Consider the following 22363-nt stretch of genomic DNA (forward strand, 5'->3'; position numbering starts at 1 on the left):
GACCGACCCGCCTCAGCGGTCTTCCACCTCGTCGTGCCACCCGGTGAACGGGTCGACGAACTCCAGCTCGTCGGCCAGCGCCAGCTCCTCGTCGGTCACCAGCGCCTCGCGCAGCGCCGACGTGATCTCGTCCGGCACGGCGGAGGCGGTGATGACCACCAGTTCCTGCGACCGGTCACCGTAGTGGGGGTCCCACACCGCCGACGCGATCGCCCGGCGCTCGGCGGGGTACTCCGACCAGTCGTCCACGGCCGCGAGCCACGGCCCGAGGTTGCCGACGTTCAGCCCGCCGCCCGCGGACTCCAGCCACAGCGCGACGTCCGGCTGACCGGCCAGCCACACGCGCCCGCGGGTGCGCACGACGCCGTCGAGCAGGACGTCGACGGCCTTGTGCAGCCGCACGGGGTGGAACGGGCGGCGCCCGGTGAAGTGGACGACGGCCACGCCGTGGGCCGGCCGCAGCGGCGGTTGCCCGTGCAGCAGGGGGCCGAACCCGTCGTCGAACCGACCGCGCCGCGCGCCCTCGGGGATGGCGGCCAGCAGTTCCGGCACGTCCAGCCGGTCGCGGTCCCGGCGCGGCGCGAGGGGTGACAGCCGGTCCAGCACGGCGCCCAGGACCGGGTCGCCGCCGCCACCGGTCAGCACGATCGCGTCGGCGAACTCCGCCTGCCCCACGACCACCTGGGCCACGGTCCGCTCGTCGCCGTCGACCGCGCCGAGGCCGCGCTCGGCCAGCGTGTCGTCGCCCGTCGCGTCGGCGAGCCAGGTGGCGCGGTCGACCACGGCGATCACGGCGTGCACCCGCACGTCGACCTCGCGCAGGGCGAAGCAGACCGCTTCGGGCTCCAGCGCCGGGTCCAGGTGCACGACCACCCGGCCGCCGAGGCGCTCCAGCAGCGGCAGCAGGTCCAGGCGCAGGGTGCACGAGACGCAGCCGTGCGCCAGTTCGAGGACGGTCAGTTCGCCGTCCACCCAGCGGCGCACCACGCCCTGCGCCAGGTCGCGCAGGTCGTGCCGGACGAGCACCGATCCCGGCGTCGCGCGCCAGACCTCTTCGGCCACGTCGTGCCGCGCCAGGCCGGACACCAGTAGGACCTCGGTTCCCATGTGGGCTAGCCTAACGGAAACGATTGTCGTTTCAAACTGGAGGTAGCGTGTCGTCACGGCACTGCCAAGTCACCGGGCGCAAGCCCGGCTACGGCAAACAGGTCTCGCACTCCCACCGGCGCACCTCGCGCCGGTGGCTGCCCAACACGCAGCGGCGGCGGTTCTGGCTGCCCTCCGAGAACCGGCACGTCGTGCTGACGCTGTCGACCAAGGGCATCAAGACCGTGGACAAGCGCGGCATCGAGGCCGTGGTGGCCGAGCTGCGCCGCCAGGGGGTGAAGGTCTGATGGCCAAGAGCACCGACGTGCGGCCGATCATCAAGCTCCGCTCCACGGCGGGCACCGGCTACACCTACGTGACGCGCAAGAACCGCCGCAACGACCCCGACCGGCTGGTGCTGCGGAAGTTCGACCCGGTGGTGCGCCGGCACGTCGACTTCAAGGAGGAGCGCTGATGGCGAAGAAGTCCAAGATCGCCAAGGACCGGCAGCGGCGCGAGACCGTCGCCCGGCACGCCGAGCGGCGCGCGGAGCTGAAGGAGATCATCCGCACCGACCCCGAGCGGCGTGCCGAGGCCCAGCGCGCGCTGGGGAGGCTGCCGCGCGACGCGTCGCCCACCCGCCTGCGCAACCGCGACACCGTGGACGGCCGCCCCCGTGCGGTGTTCCGCGCGTTCGGGCTGTCCCGGATCAGGCTGCGCGAGATGGCCCACCGGGGCGAGCTGCCCGGCGTGACCAAGTCGAGCTGGTAGGAGGGAACCGTGCCCCGCCCCGAGCGCCCGGCCAAGCGCCGCGTGAACGTCCTGCACAAGGAGGGCGTGACCACAGTGGACTGGAAGGACGTGGCGCTGCTGCGCAAGTTCATCTCCGACCGCGGCAAGATCCGGTCCCGCCGGGTCACCGGTCTGACGCCGCAGCAGCAGCACCAGGTCGCCACCGCGATCAAGAACGCCCGCGAGATGGCGTTGCTCCCCTACCCCACCAAGGGTCGCTGACCGATCCCCGGGTGCGCCCCGCCGCCACGGCGGGGCGCACCGCACTCCCCCGACAGGTTGACACCCGATACGGGCGTCCCGGTCACCGTGTTGTCCGGCTTCCTCGGCGCGGGCAAGACCACGCCGCTCAACCACGTGCTCGCCAACCGCGAAGGCCGCCGGCGCCTCGCTCGTCGCCGGCCGCGGCGGCGAGCGCCTGGTCGAGCTGACCATCGGCTGCACCTGCTGCACGCGGCGGTTCCCCGACCCCCTGCTACCCGTGGGACGACGTCGACGCGCACGAGCACGTGTTCCTCCTCCCGCGCCTCCCGCTGACCGGCGGCGTCCGGGTGGGGTTCCGGCGCCGCCGCGCCCGGCGGGGTCAGAGGTGGCGGCAGGGCAGTTCGAAGAACCAGGTCACCGGCTCGTGGTCCAGCCGGCCCACCGGCCCGCCCGCGGCGCACTGCGCCCGTGCCCGGGCGACGCTGTCACCCCACGGGACCCCGGTCAGCACGACCGCGGGGTCACGCAGGTGCTGGCTCACGCTCACCAGCACGACGAACGCGATCACCGACCGGGCGGCGACCACCCCCAGGTGCTGCCACCGCCGGGCGGGCACGGAGGCCAAACCGACAGCCATCGCGGTGAACAGGAACAGGCACGGGGCGATGCTGTAGCGCTGCCCGGCCAGCACCACGTCCGGCTGCTGCACCTGCAGCACCGCGGCCCAGTTGGCGGTCAGCGACACGACGATCACGATCGCGCTGAGCGCCGCGCCCAGCACCGCCACCAGCCTGCCCGCCCGGTCGCCCCACCACAGGCCCGCCGCGATCGGCACGGCCGCCGCCACGAGCGCGGCCAGGACCGGCAGGTTGCCCTGGCCCGGGTAGATCCGGGCGACCTGCTCCGACCCGGTGAACGCCACCACCGGCACCCGCAGCACGCTCGCCAGCGCCACCTGCACCGGGTCGACCGCGTCGTGCGAGTAAGGGGTCCGCTCGGCGAACAGCATCACCACGCCCTGCACCAGCGCGCCCACCAGGAAGGCGATGGGCACCTCCTTGCGCGGCAGGGCCAGCCGCAGCAGCGCGACCGGCACGAGCAGCAGGCCCAGCGGGCTGGACAGGGCGGCCAGGAACGCGAACAGCGCGAGCGGCACCCGCGGTGCGTTGCGCCACAGCAACGCCCAGAACATCCCGTAGAGCAGGAACCAGTGCAGGTTCGTCATGTTGTTCACCGGCTCGGAGTTGCCGGCCGGCAGCACGACCACGAGCGCCGCGAGCGCGAACCGCAGCGGCACCCACCGCAGGTAGGCGCCCGACGCCGCGAACGTGATCAGGGCGACCGCGACGCGCAGCACCGCCGCCGAGACCGCGAAACCCGCGGCGGCCCACTCCAGCGGGAGCAGCGCGACCGGCTCGGCCACCAGCCGGGGCAGCGCGTGCAGGTACCCGCCGTAGGGCGCCACCAGGTTGGACCACGCGGGCCGCGTCACCGCGTCCAGCAGGAACCGCGCGCCGTCCTCGGCCCACAGGTGGTCGAGCCGGGCCCGACCCGCCGGGTACAGCAGCAGGAACCCGAGCGCGCCGACGAACGCGAGCGCGTACCCGGTCGCGGTCCGGCCGCGTGGCGCGGGAGGTCCGGCCGGCAGGGGCAGCAGGCTGCCGGCGAACGCGGCCAGCCGCCGTGCCCCGCTCACCGGCGGGTCCTCGGTCGTCACCGTCATCGGCGGCCCTCCCCTGCGCCAGTCGACTTGGTAGCGGGAAAGTACCCGCACCCCCGCGGGCGTCCTCCGGTCAGGGTGCGACGAGTTCCCGGCCGCGCTCGTAGCGCGACCACTGCTCGGCGGACACGGTCGTGATCGGGGACGAGTTCAGCGCCGCCACGTCGACCGAACCGACGACCCACAGCTTCCCGTCCAGCAGCAGCCCGAGCACGCCGTCCGGTGACCGCACCGCCTCCGCGCCCGCGGGCACGCGCGCCGCGACCGGCAGCGAGTCGACCACGGCGGGCCGTCGCGCCAGCACGCCGCGGGCGAGTTCCTTGGCCACCGACCGGCGTTCGAAGCGCAGCACCTCGTCGCCCACCACCAGGTCGACGGTGTTCTCCGGTGACGGCACGGCGAAGCGGTCGAGCGCGCTCGCCTCTGCCTTCGTGGCGCAGCCGGCCAGGCCGACCGCGTCGAGGCCGAAGTGCCGGATGTCCGTCGGCGCGTTCGCCCCGCCGATCACCGTGGAGCGCAGCACGTCCAGCGACACCCGGCCGCACGGGTCGGTCGGGTCGATCGGCGCGTGCCCCTCGGCGGTGCGCAGCAGACCGGGGCCCTCGCGCCACACGCCCGGGATCAGCACCGGGTCGAACGGCTGGCGGGTGAAGTCGGCGTTCCAGAACGTGATCGTGGTCCCGTGGTCGGTCGAGTGGGCGATCGCGAAAGCCGACGCGGCGTCGATCCACATCCAGTCCGAGCTGAACGCCTCCACCACCGACCGGGTGCGCGGTTGGTTCGTCGCGGACACCGGCGCCATGCCCTTCTCCCCCAACGCCTCGACGCCCTTGCCGAACATGGGGTCGCGGGAGCGCAGCACGTACTGGCCGGCGCCGTTCGGGTGCGACGCGCGGCCCGTGGTGTCGGTGAACATCAGGTAGAACCAGCCGTCGACGTGCACGACGGACTGCTGGCCCGCGCCGTAGGTGTTCTCGCGGAGGACGTCGTTGGCGGGCACGACGATCGGTTGGCCGTTGTTCCCGCGGGTCCAGGTGATGCCGTCGGAGCTGCTGGCGACGCCGATGGAGCTGCCGTTGGCGTGGTTGTCGCGGGACGCGCCGGTGTAATACATGTAGTAGCGGCCGCCGACGCGGACCACCGACGGGTCGCACACGTGCATCGCGTCGAACCCGGTGGAGCTGCCGGAGAAGACGGGCGCGGCCGTGCTGAAGGGGCCGTCCACCGACGGTCCCTCGCTGTGGAGGATGTCGTCGCCGCCGGGCTGCGCGATGCTCATCTGGCTGCACCACCACGCCCGCACCCGGCCACCCTCTTGCAGCACGGCGGGCGCGTAGTTGTACGGCGCGTCCCCCGCGCCCTGGATCACGACGCCGGCGCTCTCGCGCGGCTTGTCGACGGCGAGTGTGAGCTTCTTCGGCGTTGGCCGCGGGGCCGGCGTGGACGACGTGCTCTTCGGCGCGGACGAGGTGGGCATCGCACCGCTGGCGACCGGGTCGCTGCACGCGGTGACCGTGCCGACGAGTGCGGAGGCAGCAAGCAGCGCGAGAAGCCGTCGACCCGGGGACACGTCACCCAGTCTAGTGGCCGCTCATACATGTGAGTGAGCGGTGCTCACGGACCGTGCAGGCACGGTCGACCTTTACTACTGCTTTACTAATCGGCGTCCGTCCTCAATAATGGGCGCCGAGGGGAGTACTTCCCAAGTGTCTGGCCGGTCAGTACGGACATCTCGTCGATGTCCCCGGCAGGCCGCCCGACAAGGGTGAAGGAGACCTCGGACTTCGGTGTTCGAGGAGCCCTTGATGCCTGTGCACGTCGCCGCTTCGGCGAGCCCGGCCGAGCCCATCGGGTCGACGGGTCTGTGGTTGACCAGCATCGCCGTCCTGGTGGCGCTGCTGGTGGCCGACTTCGTGGTCACCCGCCGCCCGCACGAGGTGTCGCTGCGCGAAGCCGCCGGGTGGTCGGTGTTCTACCTCGCGTTGCCGGTGGCGTTCGGGTTCTGGCTGTGGCAGGCGTTCGACGCGGACCGGGCGCTGGAGTTCATGACCGGCTTCGTGGTCGAGAAGTCGCTGTCGGTGGACAACCTGTTCGTCTTCATGCTGCTGCTCGCCGCCTTCGCCGTGCCCAACGAGGTGCAGCAGCGGGTGCTGCTCTACGGCATCGTCGGCGCGCTGGTGCTGCGCGGCGTCTTCATCGCGGCCGGCGCGGCGATGCTGTCGGCCGGCACGTGGGCGTTCCTGGTGTTCGGGCTGGTGCTGTTCGCGTCGGCGGTGAAGATCCTGCGCGAGGCGATGGCCGGGCACGCCGGGGAGCGTGACATCAACGGGATGCGGTCGGTCCGGCTGCTGCGCCGGCTGATGCCGGTCACCGACGACTACCGGGGCGCCCGCCTGACCGTCCGCGAGAACGGCCGACGCGCGCTCACGCCGCTGGCCGTCGTGGTGGTGGCGGTGTTCGCCACCGACGTGGTCTTCGCCGTCGACTCCGTGCCCGCCGTCTACGGCATCACCGACGACCCCTACCTGGTGTTCGCCACCAACGCGTTCGCCCTGCTCGGCCTGCGCGCCCTGTACTTCGTGCTGCACACCGCGCTGGCGAAGCTCGTCCACCTCAACCACGGCCTGGCGATCATCCTCGCGTTCATCGGCGCGAAGCTGGTGTTGCACTGGGCGCACGGGATCTGGCCGGCCGTGCCCGAGATCCCCACGCCGCTCTCCCTCGCGGTGATCATCCTGGTGCTCGCCACCGTCACCGTGACGAGCCTGCGCTCCAGCCGCCGCGTCGAGCAACCGACCGCCCCACCGGACTGATCACGGCCCACCCCTCTTGGCGGCGGCGACCGACGGCACCCACCCCCCTGTGCCGGGTCGCCGCCGCCTGCCCATTCGGCGGCCAGGCGGTCCGAGGTCAGCCGCGTTCGCCCAGGGTCAGCCGGTCGCGCAGGCCGGCGGCGGTGAACGCGGCGATCAAGGCGTCCCGGCCCTCGGTGAAGTGCGACCAGCTGTCGTAGTGGACCGGCACGACCTGGCGCGCGCCCAGGACCTCGGCGGCCTTCGCGGCTTGCGCGCTGTCCAGCACGATGGTCCGGCCGTCGAACAGGATCGGGAAGCGGGGAGCGCCGGCGAAGAGGACGGCCGTGTCCACCGGGCCGAAGCGCGCGGCGATCTGCTCGACCGCATCCAACGAGGCGTTGTCGCCGCTGACGTAGACCGTGGGCAGGCCGTCACCGGTCAGCACGAAGCCGACGACCTGGCCGGTGATCGGCTCGACCTCCGCGCGGTCCAGCGGTCCGTGGATGGCGGGCACACCGGTCACCGTGAGCGAGCCGCCGTCGGGGCGGTCGAGCCGGACGGGCTCCCAGTCGGCCAGGCCCCGGGCGCCCCCGCCCAGCCGCTGCCCGCCGCCGGGCGTGGTGAGGGTGAGCGGGACGTCGGCGAGCAGCGCGCGGCCCGCGCGGTCGAGGTTGTCGGGGTGCTCGTCGTGCGAGAGCAGGACCACGTCGACGCGGCCGAGGTCGGCCGGCGCGGCGGCGGGCGGTGCGGTCTTGGTCAGCAGGCCGCGCGGCACCGGGTACTCGCCCGGCTCGTCGAACGTCGGGTCGGTCAGGAACGTCAGCCCACCGTAGGTGAACAGGGCGGTCGGACCGCCGAGCACGCGGACGGCGAGCCGCCGGCCGAGGGTGTCGGTCATCAGAACCTCACGGATGATCTAGTGGTTATCCGTGAGTGACGGTAGCCCCTTCTCACGGAAAAACACAACTCGTACCATGAGAGGGTGACCGACGAGCCTGTGCCGCCGCCCGCACCGGGCGCGGAGGACCACCTCGCCCTCGACTTCGTCAACAGCGCCCTGGCGCTGCCCGGCGGGCAGTTCATCGACCTGCTCGGCACGCCCGCGGCGACGAACCAGTGGCTGTTCGAGCGCGGCCTCGCCCCGGCCGACGCCGGGGTGCGGGAGATGTGCGCGAGCCAACTGCGCTCGCTGCGGGAGAACCTGAGGTCGTTGTTCGCCGCACGCGTCGCCGAGGTGCCCGCCCTGCCCTCGGCGCTGTCCGCCGTCAACGACGCGTTGAGCAAGGCGCCCACCGCCGCCCTGTTGCAGTGGGACGAGACGACCGGCCCCTACCGCGCGACGCCGTGCCCCACCAACGAGATCCTCGACCGGGCCCTCGCGACGCTCGCGGCCAACGCGGCCGACCTCCTCACCGGCCCCGACGCCGAACGCCTCACCCGGTGCGGCTCGCCGCCGTGCAACCGCTACCTGCTGCGCCACGGCCGCCGGCACTGGTGCTCCACGCGCTGCGGCGACCGCGCCCGCGCCGCGCGCGCCTACGCCCGTCGCACGCAGAAGGCCGGCTGACCGACGACGGAAGGCGTCCGCCGTCGCCCGATGGGAGGATTCCGGTCGGGAGATCTGCGACTACGTGCGGCGCAGCCGGGCGCTCGCGGTGGACGCGGCGAAGCGGCCGACCTTCGGCAGTCGGCGGCCGGTGTGGGCGACGCGGCAGGCGACCCGGCTGTTCGGCCACCTGCCGTTGCCGCCGGGACGCGCGCAGGTCGCGGCGCTCACCACTGGATGTCGGTCAACGCCTCCAGCGGTGCGCGCTCGTCCAGCGATTCCGGCACGACCAGCGTGTCCGCGGCTCGCAGCGCCGCCGGGAACGTGAAGCCGCACCGCCGCTCCACCTCGTCCAGCCGCACCTGGAACACGCGGAACTCGTCCAGGTCCAGCGATTCCAACTGGTTCAGGTTCTGCGTGAGCACGAACGCCCGCGCCGTCAGCGTGCCCGCCGACACGAACGCGATCACCTTCCAGTACTCGCGCGGCAGCGCCACGCCGCGGAACACCCGGTCGTCCGACTGGAACACCGGGCCGCCGTAGACGCTCACCCTGAGGTCGTCGACGTCCGCATCGGACAGCACCGCGTCCTCCAGCCGACCCCACAGGCCCTGTCGCATGCTCTGGTTGAAGTCGTCCATCTGGGGCGTGATGTTGGTGAAGAAGAACGAGTCGACGTTCGCCCGCTCGGCCACCGCCTTCGGCCCCCACAGCAGGTCCGCGCGCCGCGCCAGGTGACCGCGGTCGAGGCGGTTGCCCCGGTACAGCTCGTCGCCGACCTGGAACTCGGCCGGCACCCGCCGGTCGAGCACGAACGGGATGCCGGTGCGGTTGACGGACTTCAGGTCGCCGCCGTCGATGTTCCACGCCACCCAGAACGCGAACCGCCGCGACTTGCTCTGCGCCAGCGAGAAGTGCGTGTAGTCGATCACGACGGACCCGTTCAGCTCGACCGCGTCCGCCCGGGTCGCCTCACCCAGCTCCGGCACGCCCACCGGCGTGCCGAGGAAGTTCTCGTCGAACCCGACCAGCGCGGCGCGGGTCTGCGGTTCGCGCGGCGGCCTGAGCGTGATGCCGAGCTTCTCGAACACCGAGCCGGGCAGGCACGCCAGCGCGTGCTCGTCCGGGCTGTCACCTGCCTCGCCCGCGAAGTGCAGGCCGGCCATGGTCCGACCGGTCCGACCGTTGGCCGCCTTGAACACCCACGCGGAACCGGAGTCGCCACCCATGCTGATCTCGCCGCCGGCCGCCGGGCGCGCCGGGTCCGGCCCGATCTCGAAGCAGCCGATCTGCCGCGGGCCCACGCCCGGGCCGTAGTCGATCTTCACCAGGGTGTCCACGCGCCGGACGACGCCGTGCGTGACGCCGGTCGTCCGACCGCTCTTGACGACCTTGTCGCCCAGTTCCGGCTCGCCCAGCTCGTCGATCCGCACGCCCAGGTCGAGGATCTCCGACTCGAACCGCCGGTCCTCGATGGTGGCGATGGCGCAGTCCCCCGCCGCGCCCAGGTGCGACCGGACGAGCCGGCCGAGGCGGTTGCGGTCGGTGCGGTTGTCGTCGTGCACGCCGGGCTGCACCACGTCCTCGCCGATGGCGCCGCTCGGGCCGTGCAGGACGTGCCAGTTGCTCAGCACGTACGGCGTGCCGTCGACCCGGTCGTGCACGACGCAGCCGACCGTGCCCGCGGAGATCCGCACGTGACCCACGCTCACGCCCGGCACCACCGGGTCGACGCGCGTCTTGCGGACGTCGCTGACCGTCTCCTCCACCACGTGGAAGTCGACGCGGTAGTCGCGTTGCAGCACGTCGGTGGGCACGGGGACGCCGTCCACCTCGATCGTCCCCGGCAGCAGCGCGGTGCCGAGCGCCCGCAACGCCTCGGGCTCCGCCTTCTGCCGGACGGTGAACTGGATGGCGATCTCGTCCGTCGGCTTGCCGTCGGCGACCTTGTAGCCGATCCCGATCGAGGAGACGTTCGGGTCCCGCAGGTAGTCCGCGCCCTTGGTGCGCACGAACCGCCGCAGCGAGGCGGTCACACCGTTCTTCTTCTTGACCATGAGCGCAAACCCCCTGTGTGCGCGCGTCGGTGGCCTTGCTGTCGACGTCCCCCGATCCGGTGTTAGCTCGGACCCACCGCATTCACCCGTTCGACGTAGTAGGTAGCCACCGAATGCAGTCTCCACTACCGAGAAGGCTGAAAGTTGACCATCGGACGACTGATCGTTGAACTCTGATCGGACCTGTCGCCGCACGTGTGCGCGTGCTGTGGTTCAAGGACGAGCACGTTCCCCGACGACACCCTGCCCTGTTGGAGGAGCCGTGAAGATCGGATACGTAGTGGTGGCGAGCGCGCTGCTGGCCGGCCTCGCCGCGCCGGCCGCCCATGCCGCACCCGTGCCGCAAGCCGACGTGCTGTACGCGCAGCACCCGCAGGCCGTGGCCGGCAGCTACATCGTGGTGCTGAAGCGGCACTCGGACCTGGCCGCCGCCCGGTCCGCCGCGCCGCAGGTCACGTTCACGTACGGGACGGCGCTGCCCGGGTTCGCGATGCGGGCCGGCGCGGCGGAGGCCCGACGGCTGGCCGCCGACCCGCGCGTCGCCTACGTGGCGCAGGACCTGCGGGTCGGGCTGCCGGGCAACGACCTGGTGGCGCAGGACCTGGTGGTGCAGCCGAACCCGCCGTCCTGGGGCTTGGACCGGATCGACCAGCGCTCCCTGCCGCTGGACAAGAAGTACTTCCACCCGAACACCGCGTCGTCCGTGCGGGCGTACGTCTTCGGCACCGGCATCCGGTACACGCACCAGGAGTTCGACGGCGCGGCCGTGCCCGGTTACGACGCGGTCGGCGGCGTCACCCCGCCCGGCAACGACTGCAACGGCCACGGCACCCACATGGCCGGCACGGTCGGCGGCCGGACCACCGGCGTGGCCAAGGACGTGACGCTGGTGTCCGTGCGGGTGCTGAACTGCCAGGGCTCGGGCACGTACTCGCAGATCATCGCCGGGATCGACTGGGCGACCCGGGACGCGGCGGCCAGTGGCCGGCCCGCGGTGGCGCTGATGACGCTCGGCGGTGCGGCGAACCAGGCGTTCAACGACGCCATCACCCGGTCGATCACCGCGAACGTGCACTACTCGGTGGTGTCCGGCGGCTCGAACGCGGACGCGTGCGCGTACTCCCCCGGCAGCACGCCGTTGGCGACGACGGTGGGGGCGACGGACGCCAACGACGCGAAGGCGAGCTTCTCCAACTACGGGTCGTGCATCGACGTGTGGGCGCCGGGCGTGAACATCACGTCGGCGTGGGGTACGTCGGACACCGCGTACTCGACCATCAGCGGTTCGACGGCGTCGGCGCACGCGGCGGGCGTCGCGGCGTTGTGGCGGCACCGGTTCCCGGGTGATTCGGCGGTGGCGGTGGCGGAGGCGCTGCGGGCCAACTCGACGCCCGGCGTGATCACCAACCCGGGCACGGGGTCGCCGAACCTGTTGCTGTTCATGGGGATGATCCCGGTGTAGGACTACCGCAGGCCGCGGTCGCGGGCGTAGACGGCGGCCTGCGTGCGGTCGCGCAGGCCGAGCCGGCCGAGGATGCGGGAGACGTGGTTCTTCACCGTGCCCTCGCTCACGTGCAGGCGTCCCGCGATCTCGCGGTTCGTGCGGCCGGCGGCGACCAGCCGCAGCACGTCCACTTCGCGTTCGGTGAGCCCGTCGGGGCGGTCGCTCGTCACCGCGGCCGCCAGGCGGGCCGCCGCGGCCGGGTCGAACTGGACGACGCCGGCGTGCGCGAGCCGCACGGCGGCGGCGAGCTCGGCCGCCGGGCGGTCCTTGAGCAGGTAGCCGCTCGCGCCGCCCCGCAACGCCCGGACCACGTACTCCTCGTCGTCGAACGTGGTCAGCATGACCACCTTGGCCCGCTCGTGGCGCAGGAGGCCGAGCGCGTCGATGCCGTCCAGCACGGGCATCCGGACGTCCATCAGCACGACGTCCGGGTCCTGCGCCGCGACCACCTCGACCGCCACCCGCCCGTCACCGGCCGTGCCGACGACCGTGATGCCGGGTTGGAGGTCGAGCAGGGCGGCGATGCTCTCGCGGATGAGCTGCTGGTCGTCCACGACGACCACGCGCACGTCGTTCACGCCGCCGCCCTTCTCGGCACCACCACGGTGAGCCGGGTGCCCGCTCCGCACGTCACGTCGACCGTCCCGCCGACCTGCGCGATCCGCTCCCGGAGCCCGCGCAGGCCGAATCCCTCCCGTTCGGGTGCGAACCCGCTCCCGTTGTCGATGACGGCCAGCCGTGCCTCGCGGGGGCCGCAGTGCACCGTCACGGTGACGTCCGGGCCGCCGTGCCGCACGGCGTTCGTGATGCCTTCCTGCGCGGCCCGGTAGAGCGCCAGCAGGACGTTGGTCGCGTACCGGGACTCGTCACCCGTGCACGTGACATCGGCCCCGAGGGGTCCGGTGAGCCGCACCAGCGCGTCGCCCAACCGGAAGGGCTCGCGGAGTGCCCGGACGGACGTGCGCACGTCCTCCAACGCCTGCCGCGCCGACTGCCGTGCGTCCTCGATCGCCCGATCCGCCACCTCGGCGTCCTGCTGCCGGAACGCCACGGCCTTCTCCAGCAGCACCGACACCGCCGTGAGGTGGTGCCCGATCCCGTCGTGCACGTCCCGCGCCACCCGGTTCCGCTCCCCCGCCGCCGCCATCTCCGCCATCACCACCGCGAGGACCACCCCGATGCCGAACATCACCAGGTCGGACACGTGCCCCACCGACCGGGTCCACCCGGGCACCGTCACCTGGAACGCCACCACCAGGAAGGCCATCACCGCCACCCCGACCCCGACCGCCACCACCCGCCCGAACGCGAAGTACACCCCGAACGGCACCAGCAGGAACAACACCCGCGCCATGCCTGACCCGTCGGCGAACGCGACCACCACCACGAGCCCCGCCTGCACCGCCGTCAACCCAACCAGCCGCCACCGCGGCCCGACCCCGGCCGACCCGCGCTCCCACGACCCCGCCCACCGCGACCCGACCGCATCGAGCGCCACGAGCGCGACGAGCCCGCCGACGAACGGCACCCACCGCGCCTCCCCGAGCCCGCTCAACCCGGCGTAACCCCCGACGGCCAGCACCACCCCGCACAGCAGGGGCGACAACCACGGCAGAGGACGCACGTCCGTAGGCTACGACGCGCCCGAGCCGCCGGGTGCCCCCTTCGACGCCGGAGCGGCCATCGTCGCGCGCCACTCATGTCGAGCCCGGACCTCCGAGCGGCGCCGCCGTCCGACGACCACGTGTACTTGCGACCAACCGCAAGCCCAACGCATCCGACACCGCGAGCAATTTCTCCCGCACTTCCTCCGGAGTGATACCCGTGACCGAAGCGAGTTCCCGAATGCGTCTCACACTCAACGCATTAGCGGGATCGATGAACGGCTTCACGCCATCCTTGTCTAGGGACAATATCGTGCGTTCCACCTTGTCGAGGCCTCGCGCATAACCAGTGAAGGTCGCGACACGAACGTCGACATCCTCGGCCGTAAGCATCGCATTGAAGATTTTTCGTGCTTGGTTCGACTTGGAGCCGACGCTGTAGAGTTCTTCCAGTGCAGCATCACGAGCCCGGATATCACTGCTAGAGATAGCATCCAGGATCAACTCCTCGGCATCGGGTCCGCCGATCTTCGATGCAGCGCCTATAGCAGCTGCAGCAACGCTTCCACCGCGTGCTGCGACCTCTATGATCGTCGGCAAGCTTTCAGGCCTCTGCAGTGCCTCCAAAACCACGAGCACGTCGCACAAAAGTTCATCCGATACATCGACCGCCCGGATCAACCCTCTCAGATGCGGTTCGGAAGCCGGGTCAGCCAGCCCTCCCAGAGCTCGCACGGCGGCATGTTGGATGCTACTGTTCTCGTCCACCAGGGCTTCGACCAGGTAAGGAAGCGCGGCTCTCTCGTTCAGATCCCGCAGCGCATTGATAGCCGCTATCCTGACATCAATCCCCCTGCCGGACAGGTATTCGAGTACGATATCGAGATCTTCTGGTTTGCCGACGCGACCGATACCGGACAGGGCAAGCACCTTTCGCACGTCAGGCGCCCCGCTCAAGCGATCGATGAATGCTACTCGAATGCGCGGATCATTCCGCTCCCGAAGCCTTTCCGTCAGACTTCGTTCAGTATTCTCATCCAAGTCGTGCCTGCAATAGAGGGCCAGTAGCAAGTCGGTCGAAAGACTTGTCTCCCCGGTTCGACCGAACGAACGACCGTAGTCAAGCGCGAACAAGGCAGCCGATGCCAGGTAGGTGTCTTCGTTTAACATGTCGACGAGGCCGGAGATGATGTCGCCCGACAAGCGTTTGCGCAGGAACAGGCCGGCACAGGTAAGAGCGAATTCAATCCCGGCCATCCGGTTCCCGGCTTTGAACGAGGCAAGGGTGCGCGACGGCTGCGACCGCAACTGCCTCGAGAAAATTACTGACTGGAACCAGAACATGGAAATTATCCAGCGCGCGTCGGACTTAGTCCTGAAGATTTCGAGCAGAAGCGATCTAAATGATCGTCCCCACCTGCTTCCCTGCACCTCGATAGCCGTCTGGTAGACACTGTCGAAGATCCCCACCTTCACCTTGAAGAATAACGATGAGAACTGTTCGAGAACCTCGAGTGCGACACGGGAACTCACGTTCGGTTCGTCCACCAGGCATTGTGCCGCGAGAACGATTCGCGATCTGCGCACGGCGGGCTTCTCCGGTCCACCGGATCCGCGCAGGACGGCGAGAAGCGCGTTATCGACATCGTCGTCGTGGCACGACGTGAGGCACAGGCGCAGAGGTTCTCGCCAGGCCTCACTCGCAACGACCTCGCCAGTCCCCTGCGGCCTCCGCTTTCGACTGGTGTGCCCTGCCAACGGAGCGACTCGCGCGCTCAGCGACGATGATTTATCGCGGTCGGGCAGACGGTTCTCCACCAGCGCTCGACCGGCCAGGTATTCTTGGAAGGTGAGGTGGCGAAACTCGAAGATCGGCACCCATTCCCCGACGTGACGCACACGTCCCGCTTCGACTAGGATCGCAGTTCGTCGCTCCAGTTCGCGCAGGAACTCATGCGATCCCCTCTTGTGCACCGCATGCAGATTCGGAAATTCCTCGCGAACCGCGTTCAGGAGGCCGATTATTTCATCTTCCCGCAACTGCTGGACCCCTCGATCGCACATGGCGTAGGAGATATACTCCAGTTGCGGCAGGGCCTCCTGCTTCTCGATGGGTTGGTCCACCTCGCTGCGCCAGTTCAAGAGGACCTCGACGGCGTGCCAGTAGAGGTCGCCGCGACGGGTCGGCAACTTGCCCACCTTGCGTTTCACCAGGGCCATGGTGGTGAGGAGCATGGGGTTCGCGGCGAGCCGGGAGATGCGATCGCTGCTCTGGATCGCCTCCACGAGCTCTTCGGTCACCCTCTTCCGGCGGTGTGGCACCTCGGTGATGGTGACCCAGCGGCGAATGAAGTCCGTCTTGTCGGCGTGGTTGAGCCCGGTGACCACCAGGTGTTCGAAGCCGCGACCCAGCCGATGCCCCATCTCGCGGTAGCCCACGATCCTCGAAGTCACGATGATCGGCGCGTCGGGGTAGGCCACGTGGACCCTCTCCAACTGTTTGGAGAACTTCCGCCGGGCAACGGGGTCGGCGATCTCGTCAAGCCCGTCGATCAGCAGCAGGCACGTGCCGTCCTTCAAGCGATCCATGAGCATTCGGGTCATGGCATCAAGGTCGTCGTCCGACAGCTCGTGCTTCCGCAACGCCTGACGGATGGCGTCGCTCATGGAACCCAGCAGGTGATCGGCGCCGAGATCGCGGCACCGCACGACCAACGGGAGCCAGTCCGCGTCGGGTAGCGTGTCGACGTCCGGCAGGTTCTTCCATGCTTCGTAGTTGCTCGTCCTGAGCAGGTACGCCGTCGCGAACCAGTTGACGAGGGTGCTCTTGCCGGCACCGGGATCGCCGAGGACGACGACCCGCTTCGACTCGCCGAGGCACTGCCCGATCGCCAGCCGATCCGTGGCGTCGGAGGCGTTGGTCCACTTCCGCGCCTTCTCGGCCTTCTTCACCCACTCCTGCGTGGAATCACCGGACGTCTGCCGCTGAGCCCGAAGGGCCACGTAGAGGCGGCGGAGCTCGAACTGCTTCGCCGCCAGGTTCCGGTCGTCTTCCGGTAGGTTGGCCAGATCGATGATGTCGTGTGACCGCAGAGCTATCCGACGGTAGCTCTCTTCGACATCACCCGCACCCGAGTGGCTGCTCCGCGAGTCCGACTCCGTCAACGGGTAGTACTTGCCGAGGGCTTGCAGCAACCCCGCGATAGCCTGCTGCGGGTCGGAGGCGTAGCGCGCGATCACTTCGTCCACGGTGAAGCGGTCCACATCCGCGTCGCGCTCCATCTGGACGATGTAGACCCGATGGTTGCCCCTGCTGCGCGCGGCGTTGATGACCCGGGACGTCCAGAGCATCCCCGCAGCGCGGATCGTGCCGCACAACACGACCGGGCCGTCGAAAGCCAGAGCCTTCTCGGTTTCGGCGAGCACGGATTCGCCGACGACCAGCGTCCCGCGGTGGATGACTTGGTAACCCGCGGCCTCGATCGGCTCCGCGAGGAGATCGGCCAGCCCTTCTTCACCCTCTGCAGCGACCACGAGCACCCGAGGCGTACTCATACGAGCGCCCGGCGAAGCTGTGCGACACCCGCGTCCCAATCACGGACGAGGTCGGCGTACTTGATGTCCGCTAATATCTCCGGTGGCTGCCCACCGCTGAGCCGGACCGGGAGGATCTTGACGGCATGACCGTCCAGCTGCCGAGCGAGCGCCGACATCCACTCCCGACCGATCCACGGCGCCGCAACGCCATCGACTGAATAGCAGAGGATCAGGTAGGAACTGCCCGACAGACCCTGCTGCATCCGTTCGACGATCGAGTCACCCAGGTTGATCTCCCAGTTGTCCAGCCACACGTCGACACCGGCATTCTTCAACTCGGTGGCCAGTCTTTCGGCGAGCGACGCGTCGGATCCTCGATGACTGATGAAAGCGTTGACGCCCATTCTGCCTTCCCCTCCGCTTCGAGGATCCCGGGCTGGACAGCACTTCGACACAGACCCTCGGGCCTATATCGCCTCGACCTGACGGCGTGTTACGCGGGTCAAAAGCGGGGCGGCGCAATCAGCTTCGCAGAGCTTTATCTCCCCTGGATGCACATTGGTCGACTGCGACTGTTCCGACGTTCGCGAGCTGCGGCGGCACGTGCCGGATGGCACCCCCGACAGTGGCCGACCGGCACTCCCGAGGCCGCTACCAGCGGCAATAGCGTCCCCGGCATGACGTTCCTGATGCGGTTCGGTGCGGTTTGCGGTGTGTTGTCGGGGCTGTTCATCGGCCTGCCCGGGGCGGTGGAGGGGTTCGTCGGGGAGACGGCGGCCACCAGCCTCGTGATCGGTCTGTCGCCGGCGCTCGCCGCGCCGCTGGTCACCGCCCTCTTCCTCGGCCAGCCGCGCACCACGCTCGGCACGGTGGGGTACGCGGTGAGCTTCGTGGGGCTCGGGTTGTTCGGCGGGGCGGCCTACGCGCTCAACATCGTGCTGTTCCACCTCGGCGAACCGACGCTCGCGGCACCGAGCGTGGCGGTCCTGAGCGGCAGCGCGGTGGTGTTCGCGGTCGGCACGGTCCTGTTCGGGATCAGCATGATCAGGGCGCACGTCCACCCGCCGGTGCCCGTGTGGGCGTACGCCACCGCCCTGCCGGTCCTCACCTTCGCCGCACGCCTGCCGGACACCCCGCTCACCAGCGCCCTGCACGTCGTCGTCGGCGCGGCGCTGGTCTGGCTCGCCCGATCGGTCTACCCGGCCACCCGCCCGGCCACCACCACCAGCAGCACGATCACGACGAGCGCCGCGTAGGGCACGTACACCCGGGGTCGCCGGCCGCGGGTGCCCACCCACGTCAGCACCGCCGACGCGGCCCACACCAGCGCGGTTCCGCCGGACGCCACGATCATCGGCAGCCGCCCGTACGAGCACACGCCCGACACGGAGTAGTCGCAGCTGCCCGTCGGGGTGAACGCCATCAACCCGTACACGATCGCGACCGGCGCGAGAACGCACAGCAGCACCGTGCCGAGCACGGCCCAACCCCTCATGGACCCGCACGGTAGCAGCACCGCCGTGCGGGTCCACAAAGGACTCACACCTGCGTCACGGCGTCCAGGGCGCGCTCACCGCCCAGCTCACGTCCGCGTCGTACGACGTCGGGTTGTCGTAGGCGTGAGCACCACCGTTGACCGCCACCCACACCTCCTCCGCGTAGTGCCGGACGGAGGCGCCCAGCTCGTTCACCGACGCCAACCGCACCCCGCCGACCCCCGGCTGGGCGCAGAACGTCGCGTCCCGCCGGAACAGGTCGGTGCCGTCCGACGCCCCCAACCGCACGCGGAACGCCGCGTGCCGCAGGTACTGGCCCGGGTGGTTGCGCGACTCGAACGAGTAGCACGACGGCTCGGCCAGTCCCCGCCGCACGACGAACGTCGCGTCGGCCTTCAGCAACGCCGAGCTGCCCGGGGCCACCACGTCGGTCCGGGCCAGGCCGTCCTGGTGCCGCAGGTAGCGGTCGGTGAAGCCGGCCGTGGTCACCCGGAACGACCGCGCCTGGTCCAGCGGCAGGTCCGCGCCACTGCGCCACAGCGGCACGACGGCCGCCCACGTCGTGTCGGCCGCGAAGCTCGTCGCGGTGTCCCACGGGTTCGGTCCGCCGGACCGCGCCAGGTACGCGTTCTCCTGGTAGTGCCGGATGTAGTGACCGGGCATGTTGCGCGACTCCAGCACCGTGCCGCCCGCACCGGCGCGCGGGCAGAACGTGGCGTCCGACGCGAACGCGGCCGACCCGTCACCCGCGTCCGACCGCACCCGCAACGCCGAGTGCCGCAGGAACCTGCCGGGGAAGTTGCGCGACTCGAACGACAGGCACGCCGGGTCGGCCAACCCCGGCCGGGCCCAGAACGTGGCGTCCAGCCGGCCCAGGTCGTCGGTGATCACGTCGGTGCGCGCCACCCCGTCCCGGTGCCGCAGGTGCCGGTCGGTGTGGCCGGCCGTGGTGACGCGCAGCGAGATCGCCTCGCCACGCCCCACCTCGGTGCCCGCCGCGATGGCCAGCACCCGCTGGTTGACCTCGCGGACCCGCGCCTCGGAGACCTTCAGCACCTGCCGGTCGTAGGTGTAGAAGCCGTTGACCTCGTTCTCCACGTCGTACGGTTCGGTGTAGACGGACGCGGACAAGCCGCGGGTGTGCACGAACCGGCCGACCTCCTTGGTGATCTCCACGTACCGCCCGGTCAGCGACGCCTCGTCGGGGAACAGGTCGCCGTACGCGAACCCGGCGCCCGGCTGCCACTCGTGGCCGACGACCCGCCGGCCCAGGCCGCCGAACTCGCCGAGCACGGCGACCCGGTTGGCGTCGGGCGGCCGGGTGGCGCCGGACATCTGGTAGGCGTGGTCGTCGATGACGTCGCCGTTGCCGGGGTCGGGGTCGGAGACGCAGCAGTTGGAGCCCGAGTTGTGGTTGATCAGGCGGGTGGTGTCGATCGACCGGACCAGGTTGACGATCCGGCCCGCGTCGTACTCGCCCCAGCCCTCGTTGAACGGCACCCACTGCACGATCGACGTGATGCCCTTGAGCTGGTCGACCACCCGGCGCAGCTCGGACTCGAAGTGGGCGCGGCCGTTGGGCACGTCGTCCACGGCGTCGAGCGAGGGCATGTCCTGCCACACCATCAGGCCGAGCCGGTCGGCGTGGTAGTACCAGCGGGCGGGTTCCACCTTGATGTGCTTGCGCACCATGTTGAAGCCGAGCGCCTTCTGCCGTTCCAGGTCGAACCTCAGGGCGGCGTCGGTGGGCGCGGTGTAGATGCCGTCCGGCCAGTAGCCCTGGTCGAGTGTGCCGAGCTGGAACACGAACCTGCCGTTGAGCAGGGGGCGCATCACGCCGCCGACCACGGCCTTGCCGAGGGACCGCATGCCGAAGTAGCCGGTCACGACGTCGCTGCCCAGGGTGACGCGCAGGTCGTAGAGGAACGGGTCGTCCGGCGACCACAGCCGCGCGTTGGGCACCGGCACGCGCAGGTGCGCGCCCGTGGTGCCGGTGGCGGTGCCGACGACACGCCCGCCGGTCAGCACCTCGGCGCGCACCTGCTGGCCGGCCGTGCCCTGCACGACCAGGTCGAGCACGCCGGCGGGCACGTCCGGGGTGGTGTCCAGGCGCGTGATGTGGTTGGCCGCCACCGGTTCGAGCCACACGGTCTGCCAGATGCCGGACGCGGCCGTGTAGAAGATCCCGCCGGGGTTCCGGCGCTGTTTGCCGATCGGGTAGGAGCTCCCGTCCACGGTCGACCGCACGCCGACGATCACCTCGTTCGCACCGGCGCGCAACGCACTGGTGATGTCGAACGAGAACGCGTCGAAGCCGCCGGTGTGCGTGCCGACGCTGACGCCGTTGACCCAGACCCGGGTCTCCCAGGTGACCGCGCCGAAGTTCAGCTTCACCCGCCGGCCGCTCCAGCCGGACGGCGTGGTGAACGTGCGGCGGTAGAACATGTGGTCCTCGTGCCGCTTGATCCCCGACAGCGCGGACTCGATCGGGTAAGGCACCAGCACGCCCTCGGCGAGCGGGCGGCCGAACGGCGGCGAGGACAGGTCGGGCGCGCCGGCGAACTCCCAGACGCCGTTGAGGGTGAGCCAGTCCGACCGGACCAGCTGCGGGCGCGGGTACTCGGGCAGCGCGTTGGTCGGTGACACCTGGCCGGTCCACGGTGTCGTCAGGGGCGCCGGTTTCGGTTGCCAGACGGCCGCCGCGGCGGTGCCGGGCAGGGCGAGGACGAGGGTGCTCAGGACCAGCAGTCCGGTCAGGCCGGACAACAGCTTGCGCATGGTGGCTCCACGATCGGCAGGGGTGTGCTGGTGACGTGGGTGCTCTGGTTGCTCAGGAGTGCCGGTGCTCGTGACCTGGGTCACTTGCCGTTCTTACATCGTTGGTACAACGTTGTAAAGCGGTGCCCCGGCCGGCTACGATCCCGGTCGTTCCCGAGAACGGCCCTGCCGACATCGACCCGGAGCACCGGAGGCGCCCCTTGGCCACGCTCAAGGACGTCGCCGCGCTGGCCGGCGTGTCGGTGAAGACGGTGTCGAACGTGGTCAACGGCTACGCGTTCGTGAAGCCGGAGAACCGCCGCCGGGTCGAGGAGGCGCTGACCGCCACGGGCTACCGGCCCAACCTGGGCGCCCGCAACCTCCGCCGCGGCCGGACCGGTTTCGTGGCGCTCGTGCTGCCGGAACTCGTCGTGCCGTACTTCGCGGAGCTGGCCGGGCTGGTGCTCGGCGCGGCCCAGGAGCAGGAGTGGAACGTCCTGATCGAGCAGACCCTCGGCACGCGCGAGGGTGAGCGGGACACGCTGGCGGCGCTCGGCCCGCACATGATCGACGGCGCGATCGTGAGCCCCGAGGCGTTGCAGGTGCGCGACTTCGACGAGCTGGCGCCCGGCATCCCGGTGGTGATGCTCGGCGAGCACTCGGTGGACCTGCCGATCGACCACGTCGGCATCGACAACGTGGAAGCGGCACGGGCGGCGGTGGCGCACCTGGTCGGCCTGGGCTGCACCCGGATCGCGGCGATCGGCGCGCACCCGCACCGCGGCACGGCGGCGCAGCGCGTGGAGGGCTACCGCAAGGCGTTGGTCGAGGCCGGCCTGCCGGTGCGCGACGAGCTGGTCGCGACCGCGGTCAACTACCACCGCCGGGACGGCGCGGAGGCGATGGCGCGCCTGCTCGCCGCGGACGAGCCGCCGGACGCGGTGTTCTGCTTCAACGACCTGCTGGCCGTCGGCGCGGTCCGGGCGGCCGCGGAACGCGGCGTGCGGGTGCCCGCGGACGTGGCCGTGGTCGGGTTCGACAACACCGAGGAAGGCGCGTACAGCCTGCCGTCGTTGACGACGGTCGCGCCGGACAAGGCCGCGATCGCGCGGGCGGCGGTGGACCTGCTGCGGCGGCGCGTGGACGACCCGGAACGGCCGCCGGAGCACGTGCGCACGCCGTTCTCCCTCGAGGTTCGGGAGAGCACGGGCGGCGGCACGGCGGCGTGACCGCCATGGGAATTCCCGATCGGATGAACTCGGGTC

General features: G+C 70.7%; 21 protein-coding genes and 1 pseudogene. 10 read left to right on the forward strand and 12 right to left on the reverse strand.

The annotated features are described in order from the left end of the window. Positions 1–12 precede the first annotated feature (12 nt). Positions 13–1107 carry a ribosome hibernation factor-recruiting GTPase MRF gene (mrf, locus tag FHX81_RS08020; RefSeq protein WP_141976538.1) on the reverse strand — a complete coding sequence of 365 codons (1095 nt, stop codon included), beginning with the start codon at positions 1105–1107 and terminating at the stop codon, positions 13–15. A gap of 47 nt (positions 1108–1154) precedes the next feature. Between mrf and rpmB the strand changes: the two genes are divergently transcribed. The 5 genes and pseudogenes from rpmB to FHX81_RS08045 form a co-directional block, all read left to right on the forward strand. Further along, positions 1155–1394, forward strand: coding sequence for a 50S ribosomal protein L28 (rpmB, locus tag FHX81_RS08025; RefSeq protein ID WP_141976540.1), 240 nt, complete (start codon positions 1155–1157; stop codon positions 1392–1394). After that, the gene (gene rpmG / locus FHX81_RS08030; RefSeq protein WP_033439124.1) at positions 1394–1561 is read left to right on the forward strand and encodes a 50S ribosomal protein L33; all 168 of its coding nucleotides are present in this window, start codon (positions 1394–1396) and stop codon (positions 1559–1561) included. Before rpmB ends, rpmG begins: the two co-directional genes overlap by 1 nt. Beyond that, complete coding sequence (rpsN, locus tag FHX81_RS08035; RefSeq protein ID WP_141976542.1) at positions 1561–1857, forward strand: 30S ribosomal protein S14; 297 nt, start codon at positions 1561–1563, stop codon at positions 1855–1857. The genes rpmG and rpsN overlap by 1 nt, the downstream gene beginning before the upstream one ends. Positions 1858–1866: 9 nt before the next feature. Beyond that, on the forward strand, positions 1867–2100 hold the full coding sequence (gene rpsR, locus FHX81_RS08040; RefSeq protein ID WP_141976544.1) for a 30S ribosomal protein S18: 234 nt from the start codon (positions 1867–1869) through the stop codon (positions 2098–2100). A gap of 57 nt (positions 2101–2157) precedes the next feature. Continuing rightward, positions 2158–2338, forward strand: a pseudogene (locus FHX81_RS08045) (GTP-binding protein); the annotation flags it as partial. Positions 2339–2461: 123 nt separating this feature from the next. Here FHX81_RS08045 and FHX81_RS08050 read toward each other — a convergent pair. Both FHX81_RS08050 and FHX81_RS08055 read right to left on the reverse strand, forming a co-directional pair. Beyond that, positions 2462–3805, reverse strand: a complete 1344-nt coding sequence (locus FHX81_RS08050) for a hypothetical protein (protein WP_141976546.1) — start codon at positions 3803–3805, stop codon at positions 2462–2464. 70 nt (positions 3806–3875) lie between these two features. Beyond that, the gene (locus FHX81_RS08055; protein ID WP_141976548.1) at positions 3876–5372 is read right to left on the reverse strand and encodes a glycoside hydrolase family protein; all 1497 of its coding nucleotides are present in this window, start codon (positions 5370–5372) and stop codon (positions 3876–3878) included. A 235-nt stretch (positions 5373–5607) separates the two neighbouring features. Here FHX81_RS08055 and FHX81_RS08060 point away from each other — a divergent pair, with 235 nt between their 5' ends. Then, a complete protein-coding gene (locus tag FHX81_RS08060) occupies positions 5608–6615 on the forward strand; it encodes a TerC/Alx family metal homeostasis membrane protein (RefSeq protein WP_141976550.1) in 1008 nt (335 codons plus the stop codon). Between the two features lie 97 nt (positions 6616–6712). Here FHX81_RS08060 and FHX81_RS08065 read toward each other — a convergent pair whose 3' ends face one another. Next, positions 6713–7495, reverse strand: coding sequence for an MBL fold metallo-hydrolase (locus FHX81_RS08065; protein WP_141976552.1), 783 nt, complete (start codon positions 7493–7495; stop codon positions 6713–6715). An 84-nt stretch (positions 7496–7579) separates the two neighbouring features. On the opposite strand from FHX81_RS08065, the gene FHX81_RS08070 reads away from it, so the two are divergent. After that, complete coding sequence (locus tag FHX81_RS08070; RefSeq protein WP_141976554.1) at positions 7580–8164, forward strand: CGNR zinc finger domain-containing protein; 585 nt, start codon at positions 7580–7582, stop codon at positions 8162–8164. A gap of 60 nt (positions 8165–8224) precedes the next feature. Here FHX81_RS08070 and FHX81_RS40365 read toward each other — a convergent pair whose 3' ends face one another. Further along, entirely contained in the window at positions 8225–8374 is a 150-nt protein-coding gene (locus FHX81_RS40365) for a hypothetical protein (protein WP_170231973.1), read from the reverse strand. Further along, complete coding sequence (locus tag FHX81_RS08075) at positions 8371–10200, reverse strand: DNA/RNA non-specific endonuclease (RefSeq protein WP_141976556.1); 1830 nt, start codon at positions 10198–10200, stop codon at positions 8371–8373. The genes FHX81_RS40365 and FHX81_RS08075 overlap by 4 nt, the downstream gene beginning before the upstream one ends. 262 nt (positions 10201–10462) lie before the next feature. Between FHX81_RS08075 and FHX81_RS08080 the strand changes: the two genes are divergently transcribed. Continuing rightward, complete coding sequence (locus FHX81_RS08080) at positions 10463–11662, forward strand: S8 family peptidase (RefSeq protein WP_141976558.1); 1200 nt, start codon at positions 10463–10465, stop codon at positions 11660–11662. A gap of 2 nt (positions 11663–11664) precedes the next feature. Here FHX81_RS08080 and FHX81_RS08085 read toward each other — a convergent pair whose 3' ends face one another. From FHX81_RS08085 to FHX81_RS08100, 4 genes are all read right to left on the reverse strand, one after another. After that, a complete protein-coding gene (locus tag FHX81_RS08085; protein ID WP_141976560.1) occupies positions 11665–12282 on the reverse strand; it encodes a response regulator in 618 nt (205 codons plus the stop codon). After that, positions 12279–13328 carry a sensor histidine kinase gene (locus tag FHX81_RS08090; protein WP_141976562.1) on the reverse strand — a complete coding sequence of 350 codons (1050 nt, stop codon included), beginning with the start codon at positions 13326–13328 and terminating at the stop codon, positions 12279–12281. Before FHX81_RS08090 ends, FHX81_RS08085 begins: the two co-directional genes overlap by 4 nt. A gap of 73 nt (positions 13329–13401) precedes the next feature. Further along, positions 13402–16848, reverse strand: coding sequence for an NACHT domain-containing protein (locus FHX81_RS08095; protein WP_211363421.1), 3447 nt, complete (start codon positions 16846–16848; stop codon positions 13402–13404). Positions 16849–16859: 11 nt separating this feature from the next. Further along, positions 16860–17249 carry a toll/interleukin-1 receptor domain-containing protein gene (locus FHX81_RS08100; RefSeq protein ID WP_141976566.1) on the reverse strand — a complete coding sequence of 130 codons (390 nt, stop codon included), beginning with the start codon at positions 17247–17249 and terminating at the stop codon, positions 16860–16862. Positions 17250–17522: 273 nt separating this feature from the next. On the opposite strand from FHX81_RS08100, the gene FHX81_RS08105 reads away from it, so the two are divergent. Further along, entirely contained in the window at positions 17523–18101 is a 579-nt protein-coding gene (locus FHX81_RS08105; protein ID WP_211363422.1) for a hypothetical protein, read from the forward strand. On the opposite strand, the gene FHX81_RS08110 is transcribed toward FHX81_RS08105, so the two are convergent. Beyond that, entirely contained in the window at positions 18041–18340 is a 300-nt protein-coding gene (locus tag FHX81_RS08110; RefSeq protein WP_141976568.1) for a hypothetical protein, read from the reverse strand. The genes FHX81_RS08105 and FHX81_RS08110 overlap by 61 nt on opposite strands. Positions 18341–18395: 55 nt before the next feature. Next, positions 18396–21119 carry an AbfB domain-containing protein gene (locus FHX81_RS08115; RefSeq protein WP_141976570.1) on the reverse strand — a complete coding sequence of 908 codons (2724 nt, stop codon included), beginning with the start codon at positions 21117–21119 and terminating at the stop codon, positions 18396–18398. A 200-nt stretch (positions 21120–21319) separates the two neighbouring features. Between FHX81_RS08115 and FHX81_RS08120 the strand changes: the two genes are divergently transcribed. Then, positions 21320–22327 carry a LacI family DNA-binding transcriptional regulator gene (locus FHX81_RS08120; protein WP_141976572.1) on the forward strand — a complete coding sequence of 336 codons (1008 nt, stop codon included), beginning with the start codon at positions 21320–21322 and terminating at the stop codon, positions 22325–22327. The last annotated feature ends 36 nt before the right edge of the window (positions 22328–22363 follow it).

This window comes from Saccharothrix saharensis (assembly GCF_006716745.1).
Taxonomy (GTDB): Bacteria; Actinomycetota; Actinomycetes; order Mycobacteriales; family Pseudonocardiaceae; genus Actinosynnema; species Actinosynnema saharense.